Source organism: uncultured Ruminococcus sp. (assembly GCA_902785355.1).
In the GTDB taxonomy this organism is placed as follows: Bacteria; Bacillota; Clostridia; order Oscillospirales; family Acutalibacteraceae; genus Ruminococcoides.
This window is the reverse complement of the sequence record CACZYF010000030.1, coordinates 1-26,553: the sequence shown is the minus strand read 5'-3', so window position 1 is coordinate 26,553 and position 26,553 is coordinate 1. Positions and strand designations below refer to the sequence as shown.

At 57.8% G+C, this 26,553-nt stretch carries 23 protein-coding genes and 1 other RNA gene; 17 read left to right on the top strand and 7 right to left on the bottom strand.

The window, feature by feature from the left end; genetic code table 11:
• Positions 1–215: 215 nt before the first annotated feature.
• The 3 genes from R2I50_RS07770 to R2I50_RS07760 all read right to left on the bottom strand — a co-directional run bounded on the left by R2I50_RS07770 (position 216) and on the right by R2I50_RS07760 (position 1,859).
• Positions 216–1,178, bottom strand: a complete 963-nt coding sequence (locus R2I50_RS07770) for an NAD(P)H-dependent glycerol-3-phosphate dehydrogenase (RefSeq protein WP_316608582.1) — start codon at positions 1,176–1,178, stop codon at positions 216–218.
• A 159-nt stretch (positions 1,179–1,337) separates the two neighbouring features.
• Positions 1,338–1,527, bottom strand: a non-coding RNA gene (gene ssrS / locus R2I50_RS07765) — 6S RNA.
• Positions 1,528–1,559: 32 nt separating this feature from the next.
• Positions 1,560–1,859 carry a DUF1292 domain-containing protein gene (locus R2I50_RS07760; RefSeq protein WP_316608581.1) on the bottom strand — a complete coding sequence of 100 codons (300 nt, stop codon included), beginning with the start codon at positions 1,857–1,859 and terminating at the stop codon, positions 1,560–1,562.
• A 219-nt stretch (positions 1,860–2,078) separates the two neighbouring features.
• On the opposite strand from R2I50_RS07760, the gene R2I50_RS07755 reads away from it, so the two are divergent.
• The 10 genes from R2I50_RS07755 to addA all read left to right on the top strand — a co-directional run bounded on the left by R2I50_RS07755 (position 2,079) and on the right by addA (position 15,318).
• Positions 2,079–2,774 carry a sugar transferase gene (locus tag R2I50_RS07755; RefSeq protein WP_316608580.1) on the top strand — a complete coding sequence of 232 codons (696 nt, stop codon included), beginning with the start codon at positions 2,079–2,081 and terminating at the stop codon, positions 2,772–2,774.
• A 9-nt stretch (positions 2,775–2,783) separates the two neighbouring features.
• Complete coding sequence (locus R2I50_RS07750; protein ID WP_316608579.1) at positions 2,784–4,244, top strand: O-antigen ligase family protein; 1,461 nt, start codon at positions 2,784–2,786, stop codon at positions 4,242–4,244.
• Complete coding sequence (locus R2I50_RS07745; RefSeq protein WP_316608578.1) at positions 4,241–4,378, top strand: hypothetical protein; 138 nt, start codon at positions 4,241–4,243, stop codon at positions 4,376–4,378. Before R2I50_RS07750 ends, R2I50_RS07745 begins: the two co-directional genes overlap by 4 nt.
• A complete protein-coding gene (locus R2I50_RS07740) occupies positions 4,356–4,838 on the top strand; it encodes a hypothetical protein (RefSeq protein ID WP_316608577.1) in 483 nt (160 codons plus the stop codon). The genes R2I50_RS07745 and R2I50_RS07740 overlap by 23 nt, the downstream gene beginning before the upstream one ends.
• Before the next feature lie 150 nt (positions 4,839–4,988).
• On the top strand, positions 4,989–5,465 hold the full coding sequence (locus R2I50_RS07735) for an Lrp/AsnC family transcriptional regulator (RefSeq protein WP_316608576.1): 477 nt from the start codon (positions 4,989–4,991) through the stop codon (positions 5,463–5,465).
• On the top strand, positions 5,465–6,631 hold the full coding sequence (locus R2I50_RS07730) for an aminotransferase class I/II-fold pyridoxal phosphate-dependent enzyme (RefSeq protein ID WP_316608575.1): 1,167 nt from the start codon (positions 5,465–5,467) through the stop codon (positions 6,629–6,631). The genes R2I50_RS07735 and R2I50_RS07730 overlap by 1 nt, the downstream gene beginning before the upstream one ends.
• A 1-nt stretch (position 6,632) precedes the next feature.
• Positions 6,633–7,607 carry a 4-(cytidine 5'-diphospho)-2-C-methyl-D-erythritol kinase gene (ispE, locus tag R2I50_RS07725; RefSeq protein ID WP_316608574.1) on the top strand — a complete coding sequence of 325 codons (975 nt, stop codon included), beginning with the start codon at positions 6,633–6,635 and terminating at the stop codon, positions 7,605–7,607.
• Positions 7,608–7,664: 57 nt separating this feature from the next.
• Positions 7,665–8,258 (top strand): stage II sporulation protein R, encoded by a 594-nt coding sequence (locus R2I50_RS07720; protein ID WP_316608573.1) that lies wholly within the window; start codon positions 7,665–7,667, stop codon positions 8,256–8,258.
• A gap of 186 nt (positions 8,259–8,444) precedes the next feature.
• Positions 8,445–11,810 (top strand): PD-(D/E)XK nuclease family protein, encoded by a 3,366-nt coding sequence (locus R2I50_RS07715; RefSeq protein WP_316608572.1) that lies wholly within the window; start codon positions 8,445–8,447, stop codon positions 11,808–11,810.
• Positions 11,779–15,318 (top strand): helicase-exonuclease AddAB subunit AddA, encoded by a 3,540-nt coding sequence (gene addA / locus R2I50_RS07710; protein WP_316608571.1) that lies wholly within the window; start codon positions 11,779–11,781, stop codon positions 15,316–15,318. Before R2I50_RS07715 ends, addA begins: the two co-directional genes overlap by 32 nt.
• A 60-nt stretch (positions 15,319–15,378) precedes the next feature.
• Here the strand turns inward: addA and R2I50_RS07705 are convergent, their stop codons facing one another.
• The 3 genes from R2I50_RS07705 to R2I50_RS07695 are packed head-to-tail and all read right to left on the bottom strand — an operon-like array spanning position 15,379 to position 18,660.
• Positions 15,379–16,962, bottom strand: coding sequence for an FAD-dependent protein (locus R2I50_RS07705; RefSeq protein ID WP_316608570.1), 1,584 nt, complete (start codon positions 16,960–16,962; stop codon positions 15,379–15,381).
• On the bottom strand, positions 16,959–18,176 hold the full coding sequence (locus R2I50_RS07700) for an aminoacetone oxidase family FAD-binding enzyme (protein WP_316608569.1): 1,218 nt from the start codon (positions 18,174–18,176) through the stop codon (positions 16,959–16,961). The genes R2I50_RS07705 and R2I50_RS07700 overlap by 4 nt, the downstream gene beginning before the upstream one ends.
• A 1-nt stretch (position 18,177) precedes the next feature.
• Entirely contained in the window at positions 18,178–18,660 is a 483-nt protein-coding gene (locus tag R2I50_RS07695; RefSeq protein ID WP_316608568.1) for a small multi-drug export protein, read from the bottom strand.
• 187 nt (positions 18,661–18,847) lie between these two features.
• Between R2I50_RS07695 and R2I50_RS07690 the strand changes: the two genes are divergently transcribed.
• From R2I50_RS07690 to R2I50_RS07660, 7 genes are all read left to right on the top strand, one after another.
• A complete protein-coding gene (locus R2I50_RS07690; protein ID WP_316608567.1) occupies positions 18,848–19,318 on the top strand; it encodes a VanZ family protein in 471 nt (156 codons plus the stop codon).
• A 26-nt stretch (positions 19,319–19,344) separates the two neighbouring features.
• Complete coding sequence (locus tag R2I50_RS07685) at positions 19,345–20,736, top strand: MATE family efflux transporter (protein WP_316608566.1); 1,392 nt, start codon at positions 19,345–19,347, stop codon at positions 20,734–20,736.
• Positions 20,737–20,887: 151 nt separating this feature from the next.
• The gene (locus R2I50_RS07680; protein ID WP_316608565.1) at positions 20,888–21,265 is read left to right on the top strand and encodes a hypothetical protein; all 378 of its coding nucleotides are present in this window, start codon (positions 20,888–20,890) and stop codon (positions 21,263–21,265) included.
• Positions 21,246–21,809: a site-2 protease family protein gene (locus R2I50_RS07675; protein ID WP_316608564.1), complete on the top strand. Its 564-nt coding sequence runs from the start codon at positions 21,246–21,248 to the stop codon at positions 21,807–21,809. The genes R2I50_RS07680 and R2I50_RS07675 overlap by 20 nt, the downstream gene beginning before the upstream one ends.
• Before the next feature lie 74 nt (positions 21,810–21,883).
• The gene (locus tag R2I50_RS07670) at positions 21,884–23,740 is read left to right on the top strand and encodes a TIGR03960 family B12-binding radical SAM protein (RefSeq protein ID WP_316608563.1); all 1,857 of its coding nucleotides are present in this window, start codon (positions 21,884–21,886) and stop codon (positions 23,738–23,740) included.
• A complete protein-coding gene (locus tag R2I50_RS07665) occupies positions 23,715–24,380 on the top strand; it encodes a TIGR03936 family radical SAM-associated protein (protein WP_316608562.1) in 666 nt (221 codons plus the stop codon). Before R2I50_RS07670 ends, R2I50_RS07665 begins: the two co-directional genes overlap by 26 nt.
• Positions 24,373–25,077 carry a YjjG family noncanonical pyrimidine nucleotidase gene (locus tag R2I50_RS07660; RefSeq protein ID WP_316608561.1) on the top strand — a complete coding sequence of 235 codons (705 nt, stop codon included), beginning with the start codon at positions 24,373–24,375 and terminating at the stop codon, positions 25,075–25,077. The genes R2I50_RS07665 and R2I50_RS07660 overlap by 8 nt, the downstream gene beginning before the upstream one ends.
• A 201-nt stretch (positions 25,078–25,278) precedes the next feature.
• Here R2I50_RS07660 and R2I50_RS07655 read toward each other — a convergent pair whose 3' ends face one another.
• Positions 25,279–25,941, bottom strand: a complete 663-nt coding sequence (locus R2I50_RS07655) for an aquaporin (RefSeq protein WP_316608560.1) — start codon at positions 25,939–25,941, stop codon at positions 25,279–25,281.
• Positions 25,942–26,553: the final 612 nt, after the last annotated feature.

The following is a 26,553-nucleotide window of genomic DNA, read 5'->3' as shown; positions in this document are numbered from 1 at the left end:
CGGTCGCCCGAGGATGACGGGCGTTATCCATATCGAAAACGTCGGATAGGATATGCCACGCCCTGCGACAGCGGGCGGTCAATGACCGCCCCTGCAATTCTATACATCTTCTCACTCCTCACTTCTAACTCCTAAATCTACGGCGGTTTTTCACCCTACATAAAAACAGGACTGCCTTTTGACAGTCCTGCGTTTCACATATTTCTGATTTGGAATTAAAACTCCTCTTTGATGGAACGGGTGAAGAGGCTGCCGAGCTCTGCTTTGGGGTCGGCGTGCTCGAACAGGATGCGGTAGACCGCCGTGGTGATCGGCAGGTCGACGCCCAGCGTGTCGGCAAGCTTGAGCATCGCCTTGGAGGTCATGACGCCCTCGGCGAGCTTCTCGAACTTTTCGCCCTTGATGAACTGTTCGCCGTAGCGGCGGTTGTGGCTCCACGCCGAGAAGAGGGTCGCTTCATAATCGCCGAGGTGACAAAGTCCGTACGCGGAGATCTCGTTGCCGCCCGCCGCCTTGATCAGCCGCGCGACCTCGCGGGTACCGCGCGCCATCAGCGCGCCCTTGATGGAGGTATAGCCCGCGCCGTCCAGCATACCCGCCGCAATACCGATGACGTTCTTCGCCGCGGCGCCGATCTCGGAGCCGATCAGGTCGGTGCCGATGTAGAAGCGGATCAGCTCGCTGTTGAAGCTATGTACCAGCCTTTCCTTGAGTTCCTCGTTCTCGCTGTCGATGACCATACAGTTCGGCACGCCCTTGACGTAATCCTGCGGATGTCCGGGGCCAACCCATACGGCGACGGGGGTCTTTGAGGTATCGACAAAATCCCCGACGACCTGGGTCAGCCGCTTGCCTGTCGTGACCTCGATACCCTTCATGCACAGGACGATCGCCTTGCCGTCAAGGTCAAACTGCGTGATGGTCTTCATGTAATCGCGCAGATACTGTGACGAGATCGAGATGACGATGACCTCGGCGCTCTCGATCGCGAGCTTGTGGTCATAGGTGACCGTGATGCTCTCGGGGAAGGTGAGGTAGTCGTTTTTATGCGTCGTCAGAAGCTGCTGCAGCTCGGGCGCGTCCTGCAAACCGCAGGAGATGACCTCGTGACCGATACGGTCGAGGTACCACGCGATGCAGCTGCCCCAGCGGCCGCAGCCTAATACGGAAATCTTCATGATAATCACCTTGGTAAAAGAGAAATGAAAAAGAAATGCCGCTTTCGGCGGCGTGTCTGTGTTGCTGTTGTTTCAACTTATATGCTTTGGTTTCAGCTCTTATTTCTTTTTTTTGTTTCTTATTTCTTAGTTCTTATTTCTTATTTCTTAACTAAAATAGGGAATCCCGCCTGATCGCAACGGTCTTAAGATAACCTGCCTACAGAATGACAGGTGGGTGCCCGCCCTGCGGCTTTAGGCTCCCTTCGTCCATACGGATGGGAGGTCTGCACACCGCCGAAGGAGCTAAGCTCCCGATTTAAGGGTTGTAGGGTTATTTGCGACCGATACGCGAATCAGGCAGGATATTAGGCTTGGTAAATCGGATAAAATTGCCGAAGCTCACTCTTCTTCGACGTCGTCGAACATCTCTTCAAAATGCTTTTCGAAGATCGCCGACAGCTCATCCAGCAGCGCTTCGTCCTCGACCTCGGCGAGCTCTTCCTCACCGTTTTCGTCGATGACCTCCATGATGTAATACTCGCCGCTGTCCTCGACGGATTCCTCCGCGGTATCGAAGATCGGATACAGCGCATAGAACACGCCCTTCTCGTTCTCAACGGTGTCGAGGATCTCAAAGTTGTGCTCTACGTTATCCTCGTCGATCAGGGTGATCAGATCGGGCTTGTATTCGTTGTCCATTGGTAAAACTCCTTTGGCTTCTTTGTCTATATTGTACTATCGGAACACCCTAAAGTCAAGTGGATTTCACAATATTTCATAAAAGACTATTTTTCGTCGGGATATTGAAAAAATCGCCCGTTTGTAGTATAATACAAATATCTATAGGCTTTGTGATAAGCTGTGTGAAATCAACGTAAACTATTATGAAACAGTTTACGTTGAATATTCGGAGGAATCATGATTCTTTTACCGTTTGACAGGCTGCCCGAGATTTTTCAAAACGACGAGGTCAAGCCTTATTATGACGTGCTTTATAAAAAGCGCCTGAGCTTGTGCTTTAAGCGTATCACGGATTTTATCCTGGCGCTGATCATGCTGGTCTTTCTGCTGATCCCGATGGCGGTGATCGCGGTGATCATCAAGCTGGGCTCCAAGGGTCCCGTGCTCTATAAGCAGGAGCGCGTGACAAAGTACAACAGGACCTTTCGTATCTGGAAATTCCGCACCATGACTGTCGGCGCGGACAAGGCGGGCGCGCTGGTCACCTCGGCGAACGATAACCGTATCACGGGCATCGGCAGGACGCTGCGCCGCTTCCGTCTCGACGAGCTGCCGCAGATCTTCCATGTTCTGTCGGGGAAGATGAGCATCGTCGGCACCCGTCCCGAGGTGCGCCGGTATGTCGACCGCTATACCCCCGCGATGATGGCGACGCTCCTGATGCCCGCGGGCATCACGTCGCTTGCGTCCATCAAGTTCAAGGATGAGGACGCGCTGATCGGCGACGTCAGCGATCCCGACGAGGTCGACCGCATCTATGTCGAGGAGATCTTACCGCAGAAGATGGCGTACAACCTCGAGTATATCTCGCGCTTCGGCTTCCGCCGCGACATCAAGCTGATGCTCTCTACCGTGAAACACGTTTTTTCGTAAGAGGACGTTATGAGTAAATTCAAGAAGGCGGTGCTGGATACCTCGCTGTTCCGGCGCAGCTATATTATATGTCTGTTTTGCAGCAATATTTCGTTTGTACTGATCCCCGCCTACGCGGTGCTCGCGGTGCTGTTTATCTGGGGCGTGTTCCTGATGATCTACAACGAGCGAAGGTATCACACGATCCTGAAAACGCGCTACGGCGCGTGGCTGGTCGCGTTCTTGCTGTCGTCGACGATCACCTGTATCATCCACCTCGCCGACTCCTTCCTGTACAATGCCTACAACGTCATCATGCTGCTGCATGTGGCGCTGTGCTTCTTCGTATTCTACGGCGTACATACCGAGAAGCACCTTAACTTCCGCCGCGAGCTGTACTCGGTCTGCCGCTTCATCGTGTATATCACCACGGTGCTCGGCGTGATGGGTCTGGCGTTTTTGATGGCGAAGATCAGCTTCGAGGTGCTGTGGTTCAAGTTCGTCGTATTCGACAACCGCTTCGACGGCATGTTCGCGAACCCTAACCAGCTGGGCTTCGTCAACGTCTGCGCGATCTTCTGCTGTCACATGCTGTTAAAGAAGGATTTCATCGCGATCTCGGGCAGAGAACGCGTCAGCCGCATCTGGATCGGTTCGTGCGTCGCGATCAACGCGATCTCGCTGATCCTGTGTGATTCCAACGGTGCGTTGATGCTGATGATCTGCTACGCGATCTTCTTCCTGATCTATAAGATGTTCGGCTCGGAACGCAAGCTGAAGGTGTGGCAGGTGCTCACGAAATCCGCCGCGTGTCTGGTGCTGGGCGCGTTTATCGTAGCGTCGCTGTTCTTTATGCGCAACGTGACCCAGGCGGGCTTTGTGCAGATCATGAAGTCGAGCGAGCCCGTCAGGATCGCCGAGGACGTACCCGATATCATCGTCGGCGAGGAGGCGGTCGTCACCTTCGAGCACGAGAACACCAATATCGACTCCGGCCGCTTCAAGCTCTGGCAGCAGGCGGCGAAGATGTTCATGCAGAACCCGATCATGGGCATCGGCAAGGGCAACGTTTACGAATACGGAAACCGCATGTTTGAGGACGGCATCCGCTTCTCAAAAGGCTACGGTATCCTCGCGCCGATCATGACCGACTTCCATAACGGCTATATCACCATCATTATCTGTTCGGGTATCATCGGCTTTTTGTTCTTCAGCATCTTCGGACTGCGGCTGTTCAAGCACGTTACCGTGCATGTGTTTCGCAGCGACGGACTTAAAGAAAGCGTTCTGCCGTGTATGTACTCATTCCTTTGCGCGTATCTGGTCTATTCCTTTATCGAGGTCGGATTGCTGTACAACATCAACTTCATGGTGGCGTTCTTCTGGCTGATCCTCGGTTATACCACCTGCTTCCTTGTGAGGTTCGAGCCCCATCGCGAGCTCGGCACCTTCGTCCTGTTCGGCAGAACCTACCGCAGGACGCTGATATGATAGCTCAAAGCTTAAAGCTCGAAGCTCAAAGCGAAAAGCCGATTTTCGGCGATCTCAACCAAATGATGATTATTTTCCCTGTTTTTGACAATACTATCAGCGGTGATGAAGATGAAGCTGTTTTTACAACGTGATACTGCCGATCTCAACGCCCGCTATCGGGTGTTTGACGACAGGGGCGAGCTGCGGTATGTGATCACCGGTAAGCGCAGCCTTTCCGGCGGGAGCATGAGGATCCGTACCCCCGACGGCGGGACGGTCTGCAAGATCCGCTCGCTCGGCTTCTCGGCGTTGTGCCTGTACAATATCAGCGCCGGCGGAGAAAGCATCCGCCTGAATATCGCCGTCTCGAGCGGTCGGGCGTCGGCACGCTTCAGCGGTATCAGCTTCTTTATCCGCGGCGATGTACTGTCGGGCTCGTATTCGATCCTCGACGCCGATACCGCCGTTGTCTGCGAAGCGGGCAGGGACTTCGCAAAGTGCTGTACGCAGCTCCTTGTGTATGAGGAGGAGCGGGAGATGTTCTGCCTCGCCGCCGCCGCGTGCATCGACTCCCTCAGCGCCTGCGGTGAGCCTGCATTACAGATGACATGAGGGCTTGATCGGTTATCGTCGTAGGGGCGGTCATTGACCGCCCGCTTTCGCAGGGCATTGCACATCCTATCCGACGTTTCAATATGGATAACGCACGTCATTCCCGGGCGACAATGCTCGCCCTTACTAAATACAGAAAGGTAGAAAAATATGGACAGATTATTACAGCTTTTAAGTGAGAATTCCTCCCTGAGCACCGAGCAGCTCTCGATGATGCTCGGCGAGCCCGAGGATTATATTGCGGCACAGATCAAGGAGTATGAGAACAGCGGTATCATCCGCGGTTATCAGGCGGTCGTCGACTGGGACGAGGTGCCGGATTCGGGCGTGATGGCGATGATCGAGCTCAAGGTCGCCCCCCAGCAGCAGAAGGGCTTCGACGATATCGCCGAGCGTATCCTCGCCTATGAGGAGGTCGAGACCGTCTACCTGATGGCGGGCGCTTACGACCTGCTCCTGACCGTCAAGGGCAAGACCATCCAGGACGTCTCCGCCTTCGTCGCCAAGCACCTCGCCGCGATGGACGGCATCCTCTCCACCGCGACCCACTTTATGCTCAAGCGCTATAAGGAGAACGGCGTCTCGCTGATCGACAGCAAAAACGACGGAAGGGAAATGATTGTCTGATGGATTATACCGATAAGCTGGCGCAGTCGATCCGGTCGGTCAAGCCCTCGGGCATCCGCCGCTTCTTCGACATCGTCAATGAGATGGATCACGTGATCTCCCTGTCGGTCGGTGAGCCGGACTTCCAGACTCCCTGGCACGTGCGCGAGGCGGGTATCGCTTCGCTCGAGAAGGGCAAGACCTGGTACACCCCGAACCGCGGCTTCAAGGAGCTTTGCGCGGAGATTGTAAAATTCTATAAAAGAAAATATCACCTTACATATTCACCGACGGAGGAGTGCGTCGTGACGGTCGGCGGCAGCGAGGCGATCGATATCGCGCTGCGGTGTCTGGTCACCCGCGGCGACGAGGTGCTGATCCCCCAGCCGTCCTTCGTCTGTTACGAGCCGCTGACGGTGATGGCGGGCGCGACGCCCGTTTTGATCGAGACAAAGGCGGAGGACGCCTTCCGCCTGACCCCGCAGCAGGTCGAGGAGCATATCACCCCGAACACCAAGCTGCTGATCCTGCCGTATCCGAACAACCCCACCGGCGGTATCATGGAGCGCGCGGATCTCGAGGCGATCGCCGAGGTCGTGAAGAAGCATGACCTGATGGTGCTCTCCGACGAGATCTACTCCGAGCTGACCTACGGCGGCAAGAAGCACGTTTCCGTCGCTTCGATCGACGGCATGCAGGAGCGCACGGTCGTCATCAACGGCTTCTCCAAGGCGTACGCCATGACCGGCTGGCGCTTAGGCTACGCGCTCGGTCCCGCCCCGATCATCGCGATGATGGTCAAGCTGCACCAGTTCTGCATCATGTCCGCGCCGACCACCGCTCAGTACGCGGCGATCGAAGCGCTCCGACACGGCGATAACGATATTGAGACCATGCGTAACGAGTACGATATGCGCCGCCGCTTCGTCGTCGGCTCGCTCAACGATATGGGGCTTACCTGCTTCAACCCCGAGGGCGCGTTCTACTGCTTCCCGTGTATCAAGAGCACGGGTCTGTCGAGCGAGGAGTTCTGCACCCGCCTTTTACAGAGCAAGCATGTCGCGCTCGTGCCGGGCTCGGCGTTCGGTGACTGCGGCGAGGGCTACGTCCGCCTGAGCTATTCGTACTCGATCAAGCACCTTACCCGCGCGATGCAGCTCATCCGCGAATTTTTGAAGGAACTTTAATATGAAACAAGAGGATACTCGTTTCACTCTGACAAATCTTGCAATCCCTCAGTCAGCTGACGCTGACAGCTCCCTTTACCAAAGGGAGCCTGTTGTAACGGTTAAAGCCCCCGCGAAGATCAACCTGACCCTCGATATCGTCGGCAAACGTCCCGACGGCTATCATGACGTCGCCATGGTGATGCAGACGGTTTCGCTGTACGATACCGTCACCGTGGGGCGGCTCGAAGGCGAGGGGGATCGGATCGAGGTGAGCTGTCCCGCTTATCCCGATGTACCCGCCGATGACAGCAACATCGTCTGTAAGGCGGTACGAGCCTTTTGTAAATACACCGAAAGCCGTCCCGTGCCCCTGCGCATCTCCATCGACAAGGTGATCCCGACGCAGGCGGGCTTGGCGGGCGGTTCCGCCGACGGCGCCGCCGCGGTGCTGGCGCTCAACCTGATCTATGGAACGCATCTCAAGGAGCAGGAGATGGCGGAGATCTGCTCCCGCTTCGGCTCCGACGTGCCGTTCTGTCTGTTGGGCGGTACGATGCTCGCTACGGGTACCGGTACGACGCTGAAAAAGCTCGCTTCCCTCCCGAAGTGCTCTATCGTTCTCTGCAAGCCCGAGCTGAACGTCTCGACCGCTCAGGCGTACGCCGCCTGCGACGCAAGACCGCCGAAGGGCTTCCTCTATACGGACGAGCTGATCAAGCGACTCTACGGCCGCGATATCCGCGGACTCTCAACCTGCCTGTACAACGAGTTTGAGCAGGTGCTCGAGCTGCCCGAGATCAACGAGATCAAGAGGATCATGCTCCGCTGTAAGGCGCTGGGCGCTTCCATGAGCGGTTCGGGCTCTGCGGTATATGGTATTTTTCTGAATGAGAAAAAAGCGCAAGCCTGCGTCGATACTCTCAAAGAGAAATACGACAAGGTTTTCCTGACCAAGCCGACCAAGGACGGCTGTTTTGTTGAAAAGACTGAATAACATTTGTTTTACCTGCCGATTATAGAAACGAACATTTTATAAAGGCAGGTAATTCTTTTGAAGAAATATATTCACCTTCTGGTGCTCTCGGTGATCCTTTCGCTTATGCTGGCGTCACTGCCGTTTTTTGATTCTTGTGAAGAATTATGCGACGACGTTCTGCGGATACATATCCTCGCGAATTCCGATTCCGCCGCCGACCAGAGCTTAAAGCTCGGGGTGCGCGATCGGGTAGTGGGGGCGTGCGCGCGCTACTACGACGGCTGTACCGACAAGGAACAGGCGATCGCGATCACCCGCGATCATCTGCGTGAGATCGAGGAGGTTGCCGCGGATGAGATCCGCTCCCGCGGCTTTACCTATCCCGTGCGTGCCGAGTTGGACGAGATGTACTTTGACACCCGCTATTACGAGCGCTTCACGATGCCTGCGGGTACCTATGACGCGCTGCGCCTGACCATCGGCGCGGGCAGAGGACATAACTGGTGGTGCGTGATGTACCCGTCGCTCTGTGTGGGCGCCGCCTGCGACAGCGAGCTGCATGACCGGCTCGACCGCGGCGAATACCGCGTTGTCACCTCCGATAAGCTCGACTTCCGCTTCAAGCTGGTGGAATGGTTCCAACAGCTCAAAGGGGATCGTGATAAATGAAATGCGGGGCGAACGTCAGAGCGAAAATATGATTTTGTAAAACTAAATGCTTGTTTGTAAAAGTAAATAGTGGGTATTACTTGCATTTACTTTTACAATTAACGGGATAAAGACCGAAGACTAAGTCCCGTTTATGGGATATTCTATATGCTATACTGACAGCAGATCATCGATACGGAGGATAGGATGCTGCATTTTGTACTGGGCCGATCAGGCTACGGAAAAAGTGAATACCTGCGGCGGCGTTTCGCCGAGCTTGCGCGGGCGGGCGGCGAGAAACTGCTCTTTTTGGTACCCGACCAGATCTCGTTCGAGACGGAGGCGGCGTTCCTCGATCTGTTGGGACCCGCCCTGTCCCGCAACATTTCGGTGCTGGGCTTTTCGCGCTTATGCGACTATGTCTTTGAGGCGACAGGTCACCGCTTCGCGACCTTCGCCGACGACGGCGTGCGCCATATGATGATGAGCCTGGCGCTCTCTCAGGTGGGGGACGCACTGACTGTGTTCGATAAGCGCGGCGATACCGCCGACATGCGCGAGCTGATGCTTTCGGCTGTGAAGGAATATCAGAAGTGCTCGATCGGCATCGACGCCCTCTATCAGGCGGCTGACTCGTTGGATGACCCTACTCTCAGCGGCAAGCTGCGCGATACGGCGCTGGTGTATGACGCTTACCGCGCGATCATGGAGCGCAGTTATATGGATCCGCTGGATTCGCTGACCAAGGTGCGTGATCTCCTCGCCGAGAATCCGCTGTTCGCGGGCTATACGGTCGCTCTGGACGCGTTCTACGGCTTTACCTCGCAGGAGTACGAGGTGATCGATCAGCTGATGGCGCAGTCGGCGGATATGCTTGTCGCCCTGACCGACGACGGTACCCCGGACGGCGCGGAGCTGTTCTTCGTGCCCCGCCGTACCCGCATGCGCCTGAGTCGTATGGCGCGGGAGCGCGGGATCGCGGTCGCTCCGCTGACGACGCTGACCGAGCCCCGCCGCTTCGGCGATGAAGCGCTGATCGCACTGGAGGAGAACGCCTATCGCGTGGAGAAGGAGCCTCTCACCGACCCGACCGACCGCGTGACGGTCTACCGCGCCTCGGGACGGTACGACGAGTGCGACTATGTCGCCTGCACGATCCGCAGGCTGGTCGAGGGCGGGATGCGCTACCGTGATATCGCCGTGATCGCCCGCGCGACCGACGGCTACCGCGGCGTGCTCGAAACCTACTTTGATAAATACGATATCCGCTATTTTATGGACCAGCCGCAGAATATCGACGCGATGCCGATCGTTCGGCTGGTGAACGCGGCGTTCGATATCGTGACCCGCGGCTTCGACCGCGAGGACGTTCTGACCCTGCTCAAGACGGGTCTGACCCCGTATTCGGTCGCTGAGATCGCCGATTTCGAGAATTACCTCTTCGTCTGGGATATCAGCGGCAAAGGCTTTTTCGATGAATTTACCGCGTCGCCCTCGGGCTTCGGCGAGCAGATGACCGAAGCGGAAGAAGCGCAGCTCGGCGCGGTCGAGACCTTGCGCGCCGACGTGATCGGTAAGCTCCGCAGGTTCCGTAAGGCGATCGCCGACGCGGACGGCAGAGCGATCGCCAAGGCGCTGATGAAGCTGCTCTACGACCTCAAGGCGGACGAGCGGATCGGCGCGATGTGCGACGGGCTGGAGACAGCGGGAGAAGAAGCCCTCGCCGCCGACCTCGTGCGTATGTGGAACGTGCTGTGCGAGGTACTCGACAAGACCGTCGCCGTCCTCGGAGATTACATACTGCCGCCCCGCCGCTTCGCGGAGCTTTTATATACGAATTTCGCCGCCTCTCAGGTCAGCACCATCCCGCGCGGACTGGACGAGGTGGACGTCTCCACCGCCGACCGCAGCTTGATCTCGGATAAGAAGGCGGTGTTCCTGATCGGATGCGTCGAGGGCGAGTTCCCGCGCACACCTGTTGAAGCGGGTGTGTTCACCGACAGCGAACGCGTATTTTTGAAGGACAGCCTGCACCTGCCGCTGTCCGACTCGGTGGAGGAGCTGACCGCCACCGAGCGCTACTACGCCTATTCGGCGCTGACTGCCGCCGCCGAGCGGCTGTATCTCAGCTTCCCCGCCGCCGATATGCGCGGCGAGGTTCTCTCGCCCTCCGATATCATCGGGGAGGCGCAGCTTTGTCTGCCCGATCTCCGCTTTATCAACTATGACGAGGTGCCTTTTACCGAGCGGCTGGTCAGTAAGCGCGCCGCCTTCGATTACCTTGTCAGCCGTTATCGCTCGTCGTCGTCCGATATCGCGGCTTTGAAGTCGTATTTCCGCGCGGACGACGAGTACGGCGAGATCGTCGCCGCCATCGACGGCGTACTGTCCCGCCGCGAGCGCAGGATCCGTGACAAGGCGCTTGCGCGAGAGCTGTTCGGCGGGAGCATCCAACTCTCGGCGAGTAAGATCGACGTCTATCACAAGTGTCCGTTCCGCTATTTCTGCGAGTACGGACTGAGGGTCAGCGAACGCCGCCGCGCCGCCGTTGACGCACTGGAGTACGGTACGCTGATGCACCGTATCTTCGAGGTGTTCTTCTCGCGTTATGAGCGTGAGGAGTACCTAAAGATGGATGAAACGCAGGTCGCTTCGGCTGTTTCCGATATCCTCGATGACTATGTCGACGAGCACTTCGGCGGAACAGAGGGAAAAACGCCGCGTTTTGTCTATCTTTTGATGCGGATCAAGAGTACCGCGACCAAGCTCGTGACCCATATGCTCGCCGAATTGTCGCAGAGCGACTTCGTCCCCGTTGACTTCGAGCTGGGCGTGGGCGAGGATATCCCCGCCTATACCGTACCGCTCGACGACGGATTGAGCCTGACCGTTCGCGGCAGCGTTGACCGCGTCGATCTCTGTGACGCCGACGGCGTGCGTTATCTGCGCGTCGTCGACTATAAGACAGGCACCAAGGAATTCAACATCAACGATCTGCTGTACGGATTGAACCTGCAGATGTTTATCTACCTGTATGCGATCGAGAAGAACGGCACGCCCCGTTACGGTGCGATCACGCCCGCCGGTGTGCTGTATATGCCCGCGGTATCGCCGTCGGTCTCCGCCGATCCCGATACCGATCCCGAGAAGCTCCGTGTCGAGGTGCTGAAAAAGTACATGATGAAGGGCGTGATCCTGAACGACGCCGACGTCATCGGTCACATGGAGCACGACGGCAAGGGCGTCTATATCCCCGCAAAGCTCAAGGACGGTGCCGTCTCCGCCTCGGCGGGGAGCCTCGCGACCCTCGAGGAGCTCGGCGCGGTATTCCGCCGTGTGGAGCGGCTCATCACGCAGATGGCTGAGAGCCTGTACGACGGCGCGGTAGCCGATCTGCCGCTCAAGGGTAAGAAGTATGACGGCTGTGCGTTCTGCGCGTATCAGTCCGTCTGTCTGCATGCCGAGGACGATCCCTGCCGCGAGGCAGTCGAACGAACGGCGGCAGAGGTATTTGACGACTTAACACGAGAGGAGGGAGAGCATGTCGAGGAATTGGACGTCCGCCCAGAGTGACGCGATCACGGCGCGGGGCGGTTCGGTGATCGTCTCCGCCGCGGCGGGCTCGGGCAAGACCGCCGTGCTGGTCGAGCGCGTCATCCGCATGATCACCGATTCAGCGAGCGGGATCGACGCCGATCGTCTCTTGGTGGTGACCTATACCCGCAAGGCAGCCGCCGAGCTGCGCGACAGGCTGAAAAAGGCGCTGACCGACTGCATCCGACAGAACCCCTCCGACCCGTATCTGCTGCGCCAGCAGCGACTGCTGTCGAAGGCGCAGATCTCGACGGTCGACTCCTTCTGTATGTCGCTGTGCCGCGAGTATTTCTACGAGCTGGATATCGACCGCAATATCCGTATCGCCGATACGGGCGAGCTGAACGTCCTGCGCGGCGACGCAATGCGCCTGACCCTCGATTCGCTCTATGCCGAGGGGGATGTGCGTTTTCACCGCCTGGTGGAGACCTTCGCCTCCGCCCGCGACGACAGCAGGCTCGAGACGAATATCGCGAAGCTCTATGACTTTCTGCGCTCCCATCCCTTCCCGCGGCGCTGGATGGATGAGAAGCTCGCTTATTATACCGATTTCGACGGTGCCGCCGACAGCGTGTGGGGCAGGATCATCACCGAGTACACGCGTGAGGCGCTGATCTATCTGCAGCAGCTCTGTGACCGCGGCGCGGAGTCCGTCGCTCTTGATGAAAAGCTCAGCGAGAAGCTCACGCCGCTTTTCGAGAGCTATCAGGTCTTTTTGGATAGATTGAACACGGCGACCGAACGCGGATGGGACGACGTCAAAAGCGTTCTGCAAGCCTTTGAGCCGGGGCGGCTGAGTACGCCGCGCGGCTATAAGGATCATCCCCTCAAGCTTGCCGCGTCCTCCGCCCGAGATGTGTTCAAGGACACCGTCAAAACGCTGCAGAAGCTCTACGCACAGGATGAGACCATGTGCCTGTACGATATCGAGCGGCTGAAGGATTATGCCGAACAGATCTTCAAGGCGGTCAGCCTGTTTGATGAGCATTACGCCGCCTTGAAGCGTGAGCGCGGCGTCGCGGATTATGCCGACATCGAGCATTGGGTGCTCGGACTATTGATCGACGAGGAGTCGATGCAGCCGACCGATACGGCGGCACAGATCGCCGCGCGCTTTGACTGCGTGATGGTGGACGAGTACCAGGACGCGAACGAGGTACAGGACACGATCTTCAAGACGATCTCCGACCGCGAGCGGAACCTGTTTGTCGTCGGCGACGTGAAGCAGAGCATCTACGGCTTCCGTCAGGCTATGCCGGAATTATTCGTTAAAAGAAAAAACAATGCATATTTATACAACAGAAATTCTCCGCGGTTCCCCGCAAAGATCATTTTGGATAAGAATTTCAGAAGCGATAAGCCGATCCTCGACGCGGTCAACTTCTTCTTCGGAAAGCTGATGAGCGAGGCGGTCGGCGATATCGAATACGGCGACGAGGAACGCCTGAATGCCGGCGCTGTGTACCGTACCTCTCCCGAGCCCGCCGTGGAGCTCGATATCGTGGATAAGGAGGGCGTCGGCGAGGAGGATGCGGCGATCGCCGAGGCACGGTTCATCGCCGAGCGCATCCATCAGCTGATCGCAGATCAATACCCCGTCAAGGACGGCGATACTTACCGCCCCGCAACCTACAGCGATTTTGCGGTCTTGATGCGAAACCTGTCGAGCTACGGCGCCGTGTACCGCGAGGTGTTCGAGCGGTACGGCATCCACGCCCACGCCGAGAGCGCCGCGGGCTTCCTCGGCGCGCGGGAGATCATGCTGATGACCAACTTTTTGAGGGTGATCAACAACCCCGCGCTGGATATCCCCCTGCTGTCGGTGCTGATGAGCCCTGTCTTTGCGTTTGACGAGGACGATCTGAGCCGAATCCGAACGGGACTGCGGCGCGGCTCGCTGTACGCCGCCGTGACGACGGACGCCAAAAACGGCAGCGGTAAGTCCGGGCGATTTCTCGACGAGCTCGCCTACTACCGTGGGCTGAGCGTGACGGTGCCGCTGTACCGCCTGATACAGGTGATCTATGAGCGCTCGTCGTTCCTCCCGATCATCGGCGCCTCCGATCCCTCGGGCGGTGCTTCGGGCAACCTGCGGCTCCTGCTCGACTATGCGCGCTCCTTCGAGCAGAATACCGGAAGGGGACTGTCGTCCTTCGTCGGCTATCTTGACCGGCTGATCGAGGACGGCTCCGATCTGCCGCCTGCTCAGGGCGAGTCGGGCGGTGATTTCGGCGTAGAGCTGATGACCGTCCACGCCTCCAAGGGGCTGGAGTTCCCGATCGTGTTCATCGCGAATACCGCGCGGCGCTTTGTGTCCGATACGACCGCCGCGGTATTGCTCCATTCGCGCTACGGCTACGCCCAAAAGCTCTATGATCCCGCCCTGTCCGCAAGCTTCAATACCATGCCGCGTACGGCGGTCGCGATGGAGCTCGGAAGGGACGAGATGAGCGAGGAGCTGCGTGTGCTCTACGTCGCCATGACCCGCGCAAAGCAGAAGCTCGTGATGGTCTCGACTCCGTCGTCGGGCACGATGAATCATATCACAAATATCGGTAAGAAGCTCGCGGGTCAGCGTGAGATCGCGCCGTTCGCCGTGCGTTCGGCGACCACCCTCTCCGACTGGATGGTGATGTGCGCGCTGCTGCACCCCGACGGTCAGCCCCTGCGCGATTATGCCGGGGTCGAGGCGGACTATGAGCCGCAGAGCGATTTTACCTTATTATGCCGCGTGATCGATACACCGTTTGACGTTGCGGATGAAGAAACGGATTCCGGGCACGGCGAGCGGACGATTGAGCCGAACCGTGCCGTGATCGACGAGCTGAATACGCATGTCGGTTTCCGCTATCCCTACGACGGACTCAGCGCCCTGCCCGTGAAGGTCGCAGCGTCGACCCTGTCGCATCGTTTCGCCGAGCAGTCCTACGACCGTCATCTCGACCGTCCCGCCTTTATGAGCGACGAGAAGCTGACCTCCGCCGAGAAGGGCACCGCCCTGCATGCCTTCATGCAGTTTGCGGATTTTGCAAAAGCGCGTAAGGATATCGAAGCGGAGCTTGACCGTCTGACGGAGCAGGGGTACCTGACCGAGTTACAGGCGCAGAGCGTTGACCTCGACCGTGCCCGCCGCTTCTTTGACAGCGATCTTGTGACCCGCTGCCTGAACGCGGAGCGGGTTTATAAGGAGTACCGCTTCAACGTGCGTATCCCCGCATCACGGGTGAATCCCGGGATTGATACAAGCTTTAAGGATGAGACCGTCATCCTGCAGGGCGCGGTGGATCTCGCCTTCGTCGAGGACGGCGCGGTGGTCATCGTCGACTACAAGACCGACCGCGTAAAGCGCCCCGAAGAACTCGCCGAACGCTACGCGGAGCAGCTCCGATTGTACCGCGACGCGCTGACACAATGCCTTGACCTGCCCGTCAAACAACTCCTGATCTACTCCATCCGCCACAGCGCCGAGGTGGAGATCATAGACTGATCGTATAGAAAAAGCAGCTCCATCGCCTTTTTGGACGGTGGAGCTGCTCCGGTGTTTGTATTAATTCAGTATGATCTTTTCGGCGATCCGTATGCCGTCTACGGCGGCGGAGACGATGCCGCCGGCGTAGCCCGCGCCCTCGCCGCAGGGGTAGAGCCCTCTGAGGGTGACGCTCTGCATACTGTCGTCGCGGATGATGCGTATGGGGGAGGAGCTGCGGCTCTCTACAGCGGTCAGCACCGCGTCGGGATGGCTGAAGCCGTGCAGCTTTCGGTCGATCAGCGGGATCGCCTCTCGCAGGGAATCGGTCACGAAGGCGGGTAAGACTTCTTCGGGCTTTGCGAAGCGCGTCCCGGGCAGGAAGCTCGGCAGCACCTCGCCGAAGCGGGTGCTTTTCTCTCCGCTGAGGAAGTCGCCGACCCGGCATACGGGCGCATGATAATCCCCGCCGCCCGCCGTGAACGCCTTGTGTTCGAGCTCGCGCTGCCAGTACATGCCCCTGAGTGCGTGCTCACCGGGGATATCCTCGGGATTGACCGAGACCAGCACCGCGGCGTTGGAGTTGACCTTATCGCGGGCGAACTCGCTCATACCGTTGGTGACGACGGTGTTCTCCTCGCTCTGTGCCGCGACGACCGTACCGCCCGGACACATGCAGAAGGTGTAGACCCCTCTGCCGTTTTTGAGGTGGACGTTCTGCTTGTAATACGCGGCGGGTAATCGGTCGTGAGCCGTGCCGTACTGGGAGCGGTCGATGTTCTCTCGCAGGTGCTCGATGCGCACGCCGACAGAGAAGGGCTTCGGCTCGGTACGGACGCCCATGCCGTGGATCAGCTCGAAGGTGTCGCGGGCGCTGTGACCGATCGCGAGCACGAGCTCATTACATTCGATCAGCCGCTTCTGTCCCTTATGCTCGACCTCGGCAGCAGTGATCCTCCCGTCGTGTGTCTTGATATCGGTGAGCTTGGTGTCGAAGTAGATATCCGCGCCCAGTGCGATCAGCTCCTCGCGGATGCTGCGGACGGTGTCGCGGAGCTTGTCCGTGCCGATATGAGGCTTTGCGTTGTAGAGGATCTCTTCGGGTGCGCCGTGAGCGGCGAACTCGATCAGCACCTTGCGGGCTCTGCCGTCCTTGGTGCCGGTGTTCAGCTTGCCGTCCGAGAAGGTGCCCGCGCCGCCCTCGCCGAACTGTACGTTACATTCGGTGTTGAGCCTCCCGTGCTCCCATAGCTGTAAGGTCGCCTTGGTGCGTTCCTCTACGCGGGAGCCGCGCTCGATAACGATGGGTCGGATGCCGCTCTGCGCCAGCGTGAGGGCGCAGAACAGCCCCGCGGGGCCTGTGCCGACGATCAGCGGGCGCTTGTTTTTGTCCCTCGGGGTGAGGGGGATGTAGCGGTATTCCTCGGTGATCGAGGCGTTTTTGTTCTTTGAGCGGTTCACCGCTGTTTTCTCGTCCGTATTCAGATACAGGTCGATGGTAGCGGTGTAGTGGATATCGTCCTTGTGCCGCGCGTCGATGGAGCGGCGGAAAAGCGAAGCTTTAATGATCGTTTTACCGGGAACGCGCAGTTCTTTTGAACAGATCCTTTTGATATCTTCGTCATCATAACCTATGGGCAGGCGCACGTTGTTCAATCGGATCATAAGCAGTCCCCCGCGCACAAGCCGCTCGCGAACGCGAACTGCAGGTTATAGCCGCCGCAGTCACCGTCGATATCCAGCGCCTCGCCGATCAGGTACAGCCCGCGGTGCTTCTTCGCTTCAAAGGTACGCGGGTCGATCTCGCTGAGCCTTACGCCGCCCGCCGTGACCTGCGCCTTGCGAAAGTCGCGGCTTTTTTCACATACAAAGCGCCAATCGGTGAGGTGCCGGCATAGATTTGATAATTCTTTATTAGAAATATCCTTGCAGGGTCGGGAGGGCTTGACGCCGCTCGCTTTCAGCAGGGATAAGCCGAGATTCTTGTGGAGCATACCCGTGAAGATCTCCGAGGCGGGGGCGTCGGGATCGCGCTGTACCCGCACGGTAAGCTCATCGGTGATCTGTTCGCTGTTATAGTCGGGCAGGAGGTTCAGGCTGATCTCGCCGCCGAATCGGTTCGCCTCCCGCGAGAGGTTGAAGATACAGATCCCCGACAGCGCGTTTTCGGTGAACTGTACCTCGCCGCGCTCGGTCTTGACGGCTCTGCCGTTCTGTATGAGGGTCGCTTCCGCCCCGGCACGTACGCCTTTGAGCGGCTTGAGCAGGTCGCCGCTGACATTGACGGGCGAGAGGGAAGGGGTAGGCTTGACGGTTGACAGCCCGAGCAGGCGCAGAATATCCCTGCTGCCGCTCTCTCTGCCGGCGTAGTCGGCGTGACCGCCCGAAGCGATCACGAGCCTGTCGGCACAGATCACGCCGTCGGCGGTATAGACCTCGTACCCGCCGCCGCTCTTCTGTATCCCGCGGATGTCGGCGTTACAGCGTTCCTCGACAGAAAGCTCCCTGAGCCGCCGTCTGATGACGTCCAGCACGGAGCTCGCCTGATTCGAGAGCGGGTAGACCCTGCCCTCGCTGTCGGGACGCGACAAAAGCCCGAGCGTGTGAAAGGTTTCAAGCACCGCCTCGGGCGAATAATTCTCGTATAGAATATTGATAAGCTTTTCGCTGCCCTCGCCGTGGTAGTTTTTAGCTCCGGCGCTCAGGTTCGACAGGTTGCACCTGCCGTTGCCGGTGACCAGCAGCTTCTTCCCGACGCGGTCAGCCTTCTCGAGGATGACGATCCTCCTGTCCGGATGACGCTCAGCCGCGCGGATCGCGCACAGCATCCCGGACGCTCCGCCGCCGATGACGGCGGCATAGACGCGCTCCTTCTTCATCTTACTTAGGAGCGAAGATCGCGCCGATCGCGCCGAAGAGTCCCATCGATGCGAGTCCCATGATCACGCCCGCGATGATGACGCCCAGCATCACGGCGATGATGCTCTTCTTAAAGCCCATATCGAGGATGGACGCGGCGAGCGTACCCGTCCACGCGCCCGTACCCGGCAGCGGGATGCCGACGAACAGCATCAGGGCGACGAAGAGTCCTTTACCCGCCTTGGCCTCGAGCTTCCTGCCGCCCTTCTCGCCCTTCTCAAGGCAGAAGGTGAAGAACCTGCCGATATATTTCTTGTCCTTGCCCCACAGCAGTACCTTACGCGCGAAGAGGTAGATGATCGGTACGGGCAGCATGTTGCCGATGATGGCGATGATGTATGCCCACACCATATTACAGTGGAAGCCCACAGCATAGGGGATCGCGCCGCGCAGCTCGATCAGCGGTACCATCGAGATCAGAAAAACGATAAAATAATGAAGCATGGTGATTCTCCTTGTATTTTTCGTGTTCGATTAGCATTATAACTGAAATTGTCGTGCTTTTCAACACTTATTTGACTGATACTGAAAACTTGCCTGTTTCTGTTTGACATCTTATGCGCAAACGTTTAAAATAATGCTGGAATAACTCGCCCCATTTTGGCAGGGGGAGCCTCTGTAAGGAGAAAAGATGAACAAGCGATTATTGATCGCGCGGATCGTGCTGACCGTTCTGACGGTGGCGGCGGTCGCGGCGATCTTCTATAACTCGTCGCTCAGTGCGGTGGAGTCCACCGAACAGAGCTCCCCGCTGACCGACATGATCAACGCGTTTTTACACAGCATCCATATCAACATCACCCTGACCGAAGGGTTCATCCGCAAGCTCGCGCACTTCACCGAATATACGGTGCTCGGCACGCTGCTCGGCACGACGGTCTATCTCTACCGTTTCGACAGGAAGAAGGCGCTGCTGACCGTTCTGCCGATCGGCGCGGCGGTTCCCGTGATCGACGAGCTGATCCAGCTCTTTCCCGAGGGGCGGAGCTGTCAGGTCAGCGATATGGTGATCGACTTCTGCGGCGTGATGTTCGGTATGCTGATCGTGACCCTCGTCGTTACCCTGATCATGAAGAGAAAGCGAAGCAAAAGCACTGATTGATAACCGATTTGAAGGAAGGTAGTTTTGTGAGTGAGATAAAAGAAAACAAGATGGGCACCAAGCCGATGCTGCCGCTGGTGCTGACGATGTCGCTGCCCGCGATGTTCTCGATGATGATACAGGCGCTGTACAACGTTGTCGACAGTATCTTCGTCGCGCAGTACCACCCCGACGCGCTGCAGGCGGTGTCGCTGGCGTACCCGCTGCAGCTGATCCTGATCTCGTTCGGCGTCGGTACGGCGGTGGGCGTGAACTCCCTGATCGCCCGACGGCTCGGCGCGAAAAATTATAAAGAGGCGAACGCCGCTGCGACGACAGGCCTGTTCCTCGCCGTCGTCAACTGGGTGTTCTTCCTCCTGCTGGGGCTTTTCGCGGCGCGTCCGTTCATCTCGCTGTTCACGAAGGATCAGACCGTTATCGGCTACGGCGCGACGTATCTGAATATCGTGCTGTGTATCTCGTTCGGCATGCTCGTTTCGACGATGGGGGAGAAGATCCTCCAGTCGACGGGAAACATGATCTTCCCGATGCTGACCCAGCTGCTCGGCGCGGTCATCAACATCATCCTCGACCCGCTGCTGATCTTCGGCGTGGGCTTCTTCCCGCGCATGGGCGTTGCCGGCGCGGCGATCGCGACCGTGATCGCTCAGCACTGCTCGATGCTGTTCATTCTGTTGGTGCTCTTCCTCAGAAAGCACGAGGTCAAGATCTCGTTCAGGGGCTTCAGACTACAGGCCATGGTGCTAAAGAACATCTACGCCGTCGGATTCCCCGCGATCATCATGCAGAGCATCGGCTCCGTGATGGTCTCGGGCATCAACCTCATTATCTCGGTCGCGGATATCACCGCCACGTATGCCGCCGCGTATATCAACGCCTTCGGCATCTACTTCAAGCTCCAGAGCTTCGTCTTTATGCCCGTATTCGGGCTGAATCAGGGCGTCTCGCCGATTATCGGCTATAACTACGGCGCCCGTAATAAAAAGCGTATGTATTCCGCCTTCAACCTCGGCGTTGTGATCGCGGCGGGTATCATGGCGCTGGGTACGCTTCTGTTCCATGTCGCTCCCGAGTGGCTGCTGTCGCTCTTTGAGTCCGACGCTGCAGCGGATATGGCGGCAAACGCCCGGCTCGCCGAGGTCGGCGTTCCGATGCTGCGGATCATCAGCCTGTCGTTCATGTTCGCCGCCTGCGGCATTATGTTCGGTACGCTGTTCCAGGCGATCGGCAAGGGCATGTACAGCATGGTCATGTCCGTATGCCGCCAGCTGGTCGTTCTGCTCCCCGTGGCGTTCATCCTCTCCAAGGTGAACATGATCGTGATGTGGTACGCCTTCCCGATCGCCGAGGTCGTGTGCCTCTTGATCGCGATCGGCTTCTTCATCCGCCTGCGGCAGAAGCAGTTCAATCAAATGTAATACTAATCCTGCTCCTTGACAGGCGCCAGCCTGTCTGCGTCTCCCGTCGCGCTATCCGAAATATATCACTAATATCTGATTAAATCTTTTTATCAAGGATTAGTATAACATAATCCCTTCCGTCGTCTCGTATAATGTACGGGGTGATAGGATGAATGACCGAAACAGTGAGATCATCTATGAGGAGGGCTGGCGCGAGAACGCGGCGGTCACGCCGATCGAGCCTGAGCCGCTCGATAAGCAGGATGATAGCGGGAATGTGAGCCCCGAATCCCGGAAAGCCGAATCGGGGAGCTTCCCTCTGCTGCTGACCTTACAGCTCGCGGTCTGCCTGATCGCGGCGCTGGTGCTGTTCCTGTTCAAGACGATGGGGAACGAACAATATAATTCTTTTATCGAATTTTATAAAGAAGAACTGCAAAAGCCCGTGATCTCCCGCTCGGTATTTGACGCGGCGGATCTGAGCCGCCTGTTCGCGGGCGGAGAGGTGAAGGTGCAGGCGTCGCCCGATGAAGCTGAGGGTCGCTGACTGTGAGCTGACCGTCGGATATGAGGCGGTTGCGGCGATGACCGCGGTGCTTCTGCTCGACCGCGAGGGGCATGTCGCGGCGTGCCTCTTGGCGGCGGCGCTGCACGAGCTCGGTCATGTCCTGATGACGCTCGTCTTTCGCGTGCCCGTCAAGAGGATCAGGGTTCGACTTTTCGATGTGCTGATCGAGGCGGATGACGCCCCGACCCTTGCTGCCGACGTGTGGATCACCCTCGGCGGCGTGCTGATGAACTTTTTCTGCTTTGCCGTACTGTATCCGCTCGCTCCGGCATGGGCTATGCCGCACCTGATGCTCGGCGTGTTCAACCTCTTGCCGGTGCTCAGCCTCGACGGCGGCCATCTGCTGACGATCCTCTTACAGCGGCGTTTTTCGCCTGTGGTTTGCAGGAACGTTCTGCGAATCCTGACCTTTGTATTTCTGCTCCCGCTGTTCACGGCGGGGCTGTATCTGCTGCTGAACAGCGGCTATAATTATTCTTTATTAGCAATATCGCTGTATCTGACGGTGATTTTGTTTAAATAAGTCATTGCGAAGCCCTTCAGGGCTGCGGCAATCTCAACTGATTATAAAAACACTCGAAAAAGCTAGGTGAAGTCATGTATCCTAAGGAAATCGAAAAGCTGCTTCTGCGCGTGCAGAAGCCCGGCCGTTATGTCGGCGGCGAGTTGGGAGCGGTCGTGAAGGACAAGCGGGAGGTCGACGTGCGCTTTGCGTTCTGCTTCCCCGATACCTACGAGATCGGCATGTCCCATCTGGGCATCAAGATCCTCTACAGCCAGTTCAACGAGAAGCCGTATATCTGGTGCGAGCGTGTGTTCGCGCCGTGGATCGATATGGAGGCTGAGATGCGCGGGCATGATATCCCGCTCTACGCGCTCGAGTCGGGCGATCCGCTGACCGATTTTGATTTTATCGGCTTTACGCTCCAGTATGAGCTCAGCTATACCAATATCCTGAATATGCTCGACCTCGGCGGGATTCCCCTGCGGAGTAAGGACAGGCACGGACTCGAGCATATCGTCGTCGCGGGCGGTCCCTGCGCCTGTAACCCCGAGCCGATCACCGACTTCATCGATATCTTCTTCCTCGGCGACGGCGAGGAGGTTGACCTCGAGGTCATCGAGCTGTACCGCGTATGCAAGCGCGAGGGGACAAGCCGTGAGGAGTTCCTGCGCCGCGCGTCCCGGATCAAGGGCGTCTACGTCCCCTCTCTGTACGACGTCAGCTACAACGCCGACGGTACCGTCAGCGCGATCACCCCGCTTCACGGCGCTCCGTCTGTGATCGAGAAGCGCGTCATGATCAACATGGACGAGAGCTACTATCCCGACAATTTTGTCGTACCCAATATCGAGATCGTCCACGACCGCGCGGTGGAGGAGATCTTCCGCGGCTGTATCCGCGGCTGCCGCTTCTGTCAGGCGGGCTTCCTCTATCGTCCCGTGCGTGAGAAGTCGGTCGAGTGCATCAGCCGCCAGTGCCATGCCCTGTGCCGCAACACGGGCTATGACGAGGTGTCGCTCAGCTCGCTGAGCTCCAGCGATTACAGTCAGGTCGTGCCGATGCTCAAAGCCCTCAACGAGTGGGCAAAGCCCGAGAACGTCGCTTTGTCGCTGCCTTCGCTGCGCGTCGATGGATTCTCGGACGATATCCTCGATCAGATCAAGACCGTGCGCAAGAGCGGGCTGACCTTCGCCCCCGAGGCGGGCAGTCAGCGCCTGCGTAACGCCATCAATAAGAACGTCTTTGAGGACGAGCTGATGAACACCTGCCGCGTCGCCTTCGAGGGCGGCTACACGACCGTGAAGCTGTATTTCATGATCGGTCTGCCGACCGAGACACCGGACGACGTCGCCGCGATCGCCGAGCTCGGCCGCAAGGTGGTGGACTGCTTTTATCAAACCGAGAACCGTCCCAAGGGCAAGTCGCCCCGCGTGACGATCTCCGCCTCCTCCTTCGTCCCCAAGCCGTTTACCCCCTTCCAGTGGGAGCCTCAGGATACGATGGATACCCTGCGCGAAAAGCAGCAGCACATCAAAAGCTCGCTCACCACGCGGAAGATCACCTATAACTATCATGCCTCGGATACCTCGTTCCTCGAGGCGGTGTTCGCCCGCGGTGATCGCAGGCTCAACGCCGTGATGCTCGAGGCGAATCGCCGCGGCTTGCGCTTCGACGGCTGGAGCGATTGCTTCTCGCTCGAGCGCTGGCTGGAGGTGTTCGACGCCTGCGGGATCGACCCCGCCTTTTACGCCAACCGCCGCCGCTCCTTCGACGAGGTTCTGCCGTGGGATCACCTCGATTACGGCGTGAGCAAGAAGTTTTTACGTCAGGAGTGCGAGCGCGCGTACAGGAGCGAGGCTTCACCCAACTGCCGCGAGAAGTGCCTCGGCTGCGGCGCGGCAAAATACGGAGGAGGTGTGTGCTATGAAAAACGTCAGAGTGTTTTATGAGAAGAACGGTCCGTGTAAGTACATCTCCCACCTTGATACCAACCGCGTGATGCTCCGCGCCGTCGGGAAAAGTCGCCTGAATATCTGGCACACCGAGGGCTTCAACCGCCACGCCTATATCACCTTCGCTCTGCCGCTGTCGCTGGGCTTCGGCTCTACCTGCGAGAGCATGGATTTCCGGATCCTCGATGACGACGAGGATCTCTCCGTCATCCCCGAACGGCTGAACGCCTGCCTCCCCGAGGGGATCCGGGTCTACCGCTGCGCGGAGGCGGTGCATAAGCCCGCCGCTATCGAATCGGCATGCTATGAGATCATTCTCGAGCCGATGAAGGAGAATGAAATTTCTTTTGAAGAATTATCGGATAAGTTGGGTTCTTTCCTTGCGTTACCCGAGATCATCGTGCAGAAAAAGACCAAAAAGGGCATGAAGGATGTGGATCTAAAGCCCTATATCCTCGCTTATGAACGCCATGAAGGCGAGAAGGTAGCGTTCTCTCTGACCCTCCCCGCCGGCACGACGCTGAACATCAACCCGAACCTGCTGATCGGCGCGCTCGCCGATTATGCGGGCGTTGAGCTGTATGCCGACATCACCCGCACGGGCATCTTCATGCAGGGAGGCGCTGACTTTGTCTGATCACCGTCATCAGCGCTTCGATATCGTCTTGCTCGACGCGGACGAGACCGTTTACGACTTCAAGCTCGCTGAGAAAACCGCCGTCAGCCTGACGTTGCAGGCGTTCGGCGTTGAGCCGACCGACGAGGTCGTCAGCCGCTACAGCGCCATCAACCTGAGCTGCTGGAAGGCGCTCGAGAGGGGAGAGCTCAGCCGCGAGAACCTCAAGCCCGAGCGCTTTCGCCGCCTGTTTGCGCAGATCGGCGCAGGTGAAGTCGACTTTGACGCAGTGAACGCGATGTATGAGGACAACCTCTCGCACCAGGCTTTTTTGCTCCCCGGCGCCTATGAGTTCGTCGAGGAGCTGCATAAATATTGTAAGATCTACCTCGCCACCAACGGACTGACCATCCCTCAGACGGGGCGCTACAGCCGCTGCGCGATCCGACCGTTCACGGATGGTATCTATATCTCGGAGCAGATCGGCGCGAGCAAGCCCGACCGCGCGTACTTCGACTTTATCTTCCGCGATCTCGGTATCACCGACAAAAGCCGCGTGATCTTAGTCGGCGACAGCCTGACCTCCGATATGCTCGGCGGCAGAAACGCCGGATTGACCACCTGCCTGTACCTCGGCGGCAAAGCCCCGACCGGCAGCGACCTCTGCGACTATGAGATCGCTGACTATGACGAATTCTTTGATATCCTCTTTGAATGAACACTTTGCAAAGGCTCCCTTTGGTAAAGGTGAGATTCTGTCCAAATCTGTGATTTGGATTACAGAATCCATACACCGGAGAGCTGTCTCCGAACGGAGACTGAGGGATTGTATAAAAAGAGCGAAGCGACCAACCGATATACAAAAACAAGGCTCCCCGATCGGGGAGCCTCTCTTGATTTATACAGCGTTTTGGATGGATTAGTCCTCTTCCTTGCTCTTGATCAGCGCCTTGAAGACGACCGCCGCGAGCGCGCCGCCTACCAGCGGAGCAACGATGAATACCCACACCGAGCTCAGCGCCTCGCCGCCCTTGAGGATTGCGGGGCCGAAGGAACGAGCGGGGTTGACGGAGGTACCGGTGAAGTAGATGCCGAAGATGTGTACGAGCGTCAGGGTCAGACCGATGACCAGGCCGGCGAGCTTCTCATACTTCTTCTTCGAGGTAACGCTCAGGATGACCAGGACGAAGATGAAGGTCAGGATGCACTCGATGATGAGGGAGGGCAGGATCTGTCCGTTGAACAGGCCGTTGGTGCCGAGGCTCTTGTCGAAGCCGACCAGCGCGCCGAGTACCGCCGCGCCCGCGGTAGCGCCCGCGAACTGAGCGATGATGTACAGGAAGAAGTCCTTGACGCTCATGCCGCCCGACAGCAGTACGCCGATGGAGACAGCAGGGTTGATGTGGCAGCCGGAGACGTTGCCGATGGAGTACGCCATCGCGACGATGACCAGACCGAACGCCAGAGCGGTCAGCACGTATGCCGCGTTGGGCTCATTGGAGCAGCCCAGTACGGTCGCGGTGCCGCAGGCGAAGAGTACCAGCACGAAGGTGCCGATGAACTCAGCGATGAATTTTTTCATGTTTTTCTCTCCTTTAAATATGTATTTCCGATGACAAAAGTCACTGGTATTATCATAACAAAGAAAAACCGTGAAATCAATAAAAATTAGTACTTTGTAACAAAACTTTAATCTGTTAAGAAGAATGAAGGGTAAGCCTTACGCCTGCAAACAGCCGACGCTTGATTGAGTCGTAGGGGCGACCATCGGTCGCCCGCGAATGACGGACGTTATCCATATCGAAAACGTCGGATAGGAACAAAACGCCCTACAAGTTAGGAGTGAGAAGTTAGGAGTTAGGAATGAGGAATTAGGAATTGTATAAACGTTGCATAGAGTTGTAGGGTGGGGGCTTGCTCCCGCCGTAGGGGCGACCATCGGTCGCCCGCGAATGACGGGCGTTATCCATATCGAAAACGTCGGATAGGAACAAAACGCCCTACAAGTTAGGAGTTAGGAATGAGGAATTAGGAATTGTATAAACGTTGCATAGAGTTGTAGGGCGGGGGCTTGTCTCCCGCCGGAACCTATCCACTAATTGTCGTTTTCACGCGAAGCATGACAAGCCTTTGATTTGCTCCGCGTTTCACATTGATGTCACCACAGCGTCTCGGCGGGAGCAAGCCCCCGCCC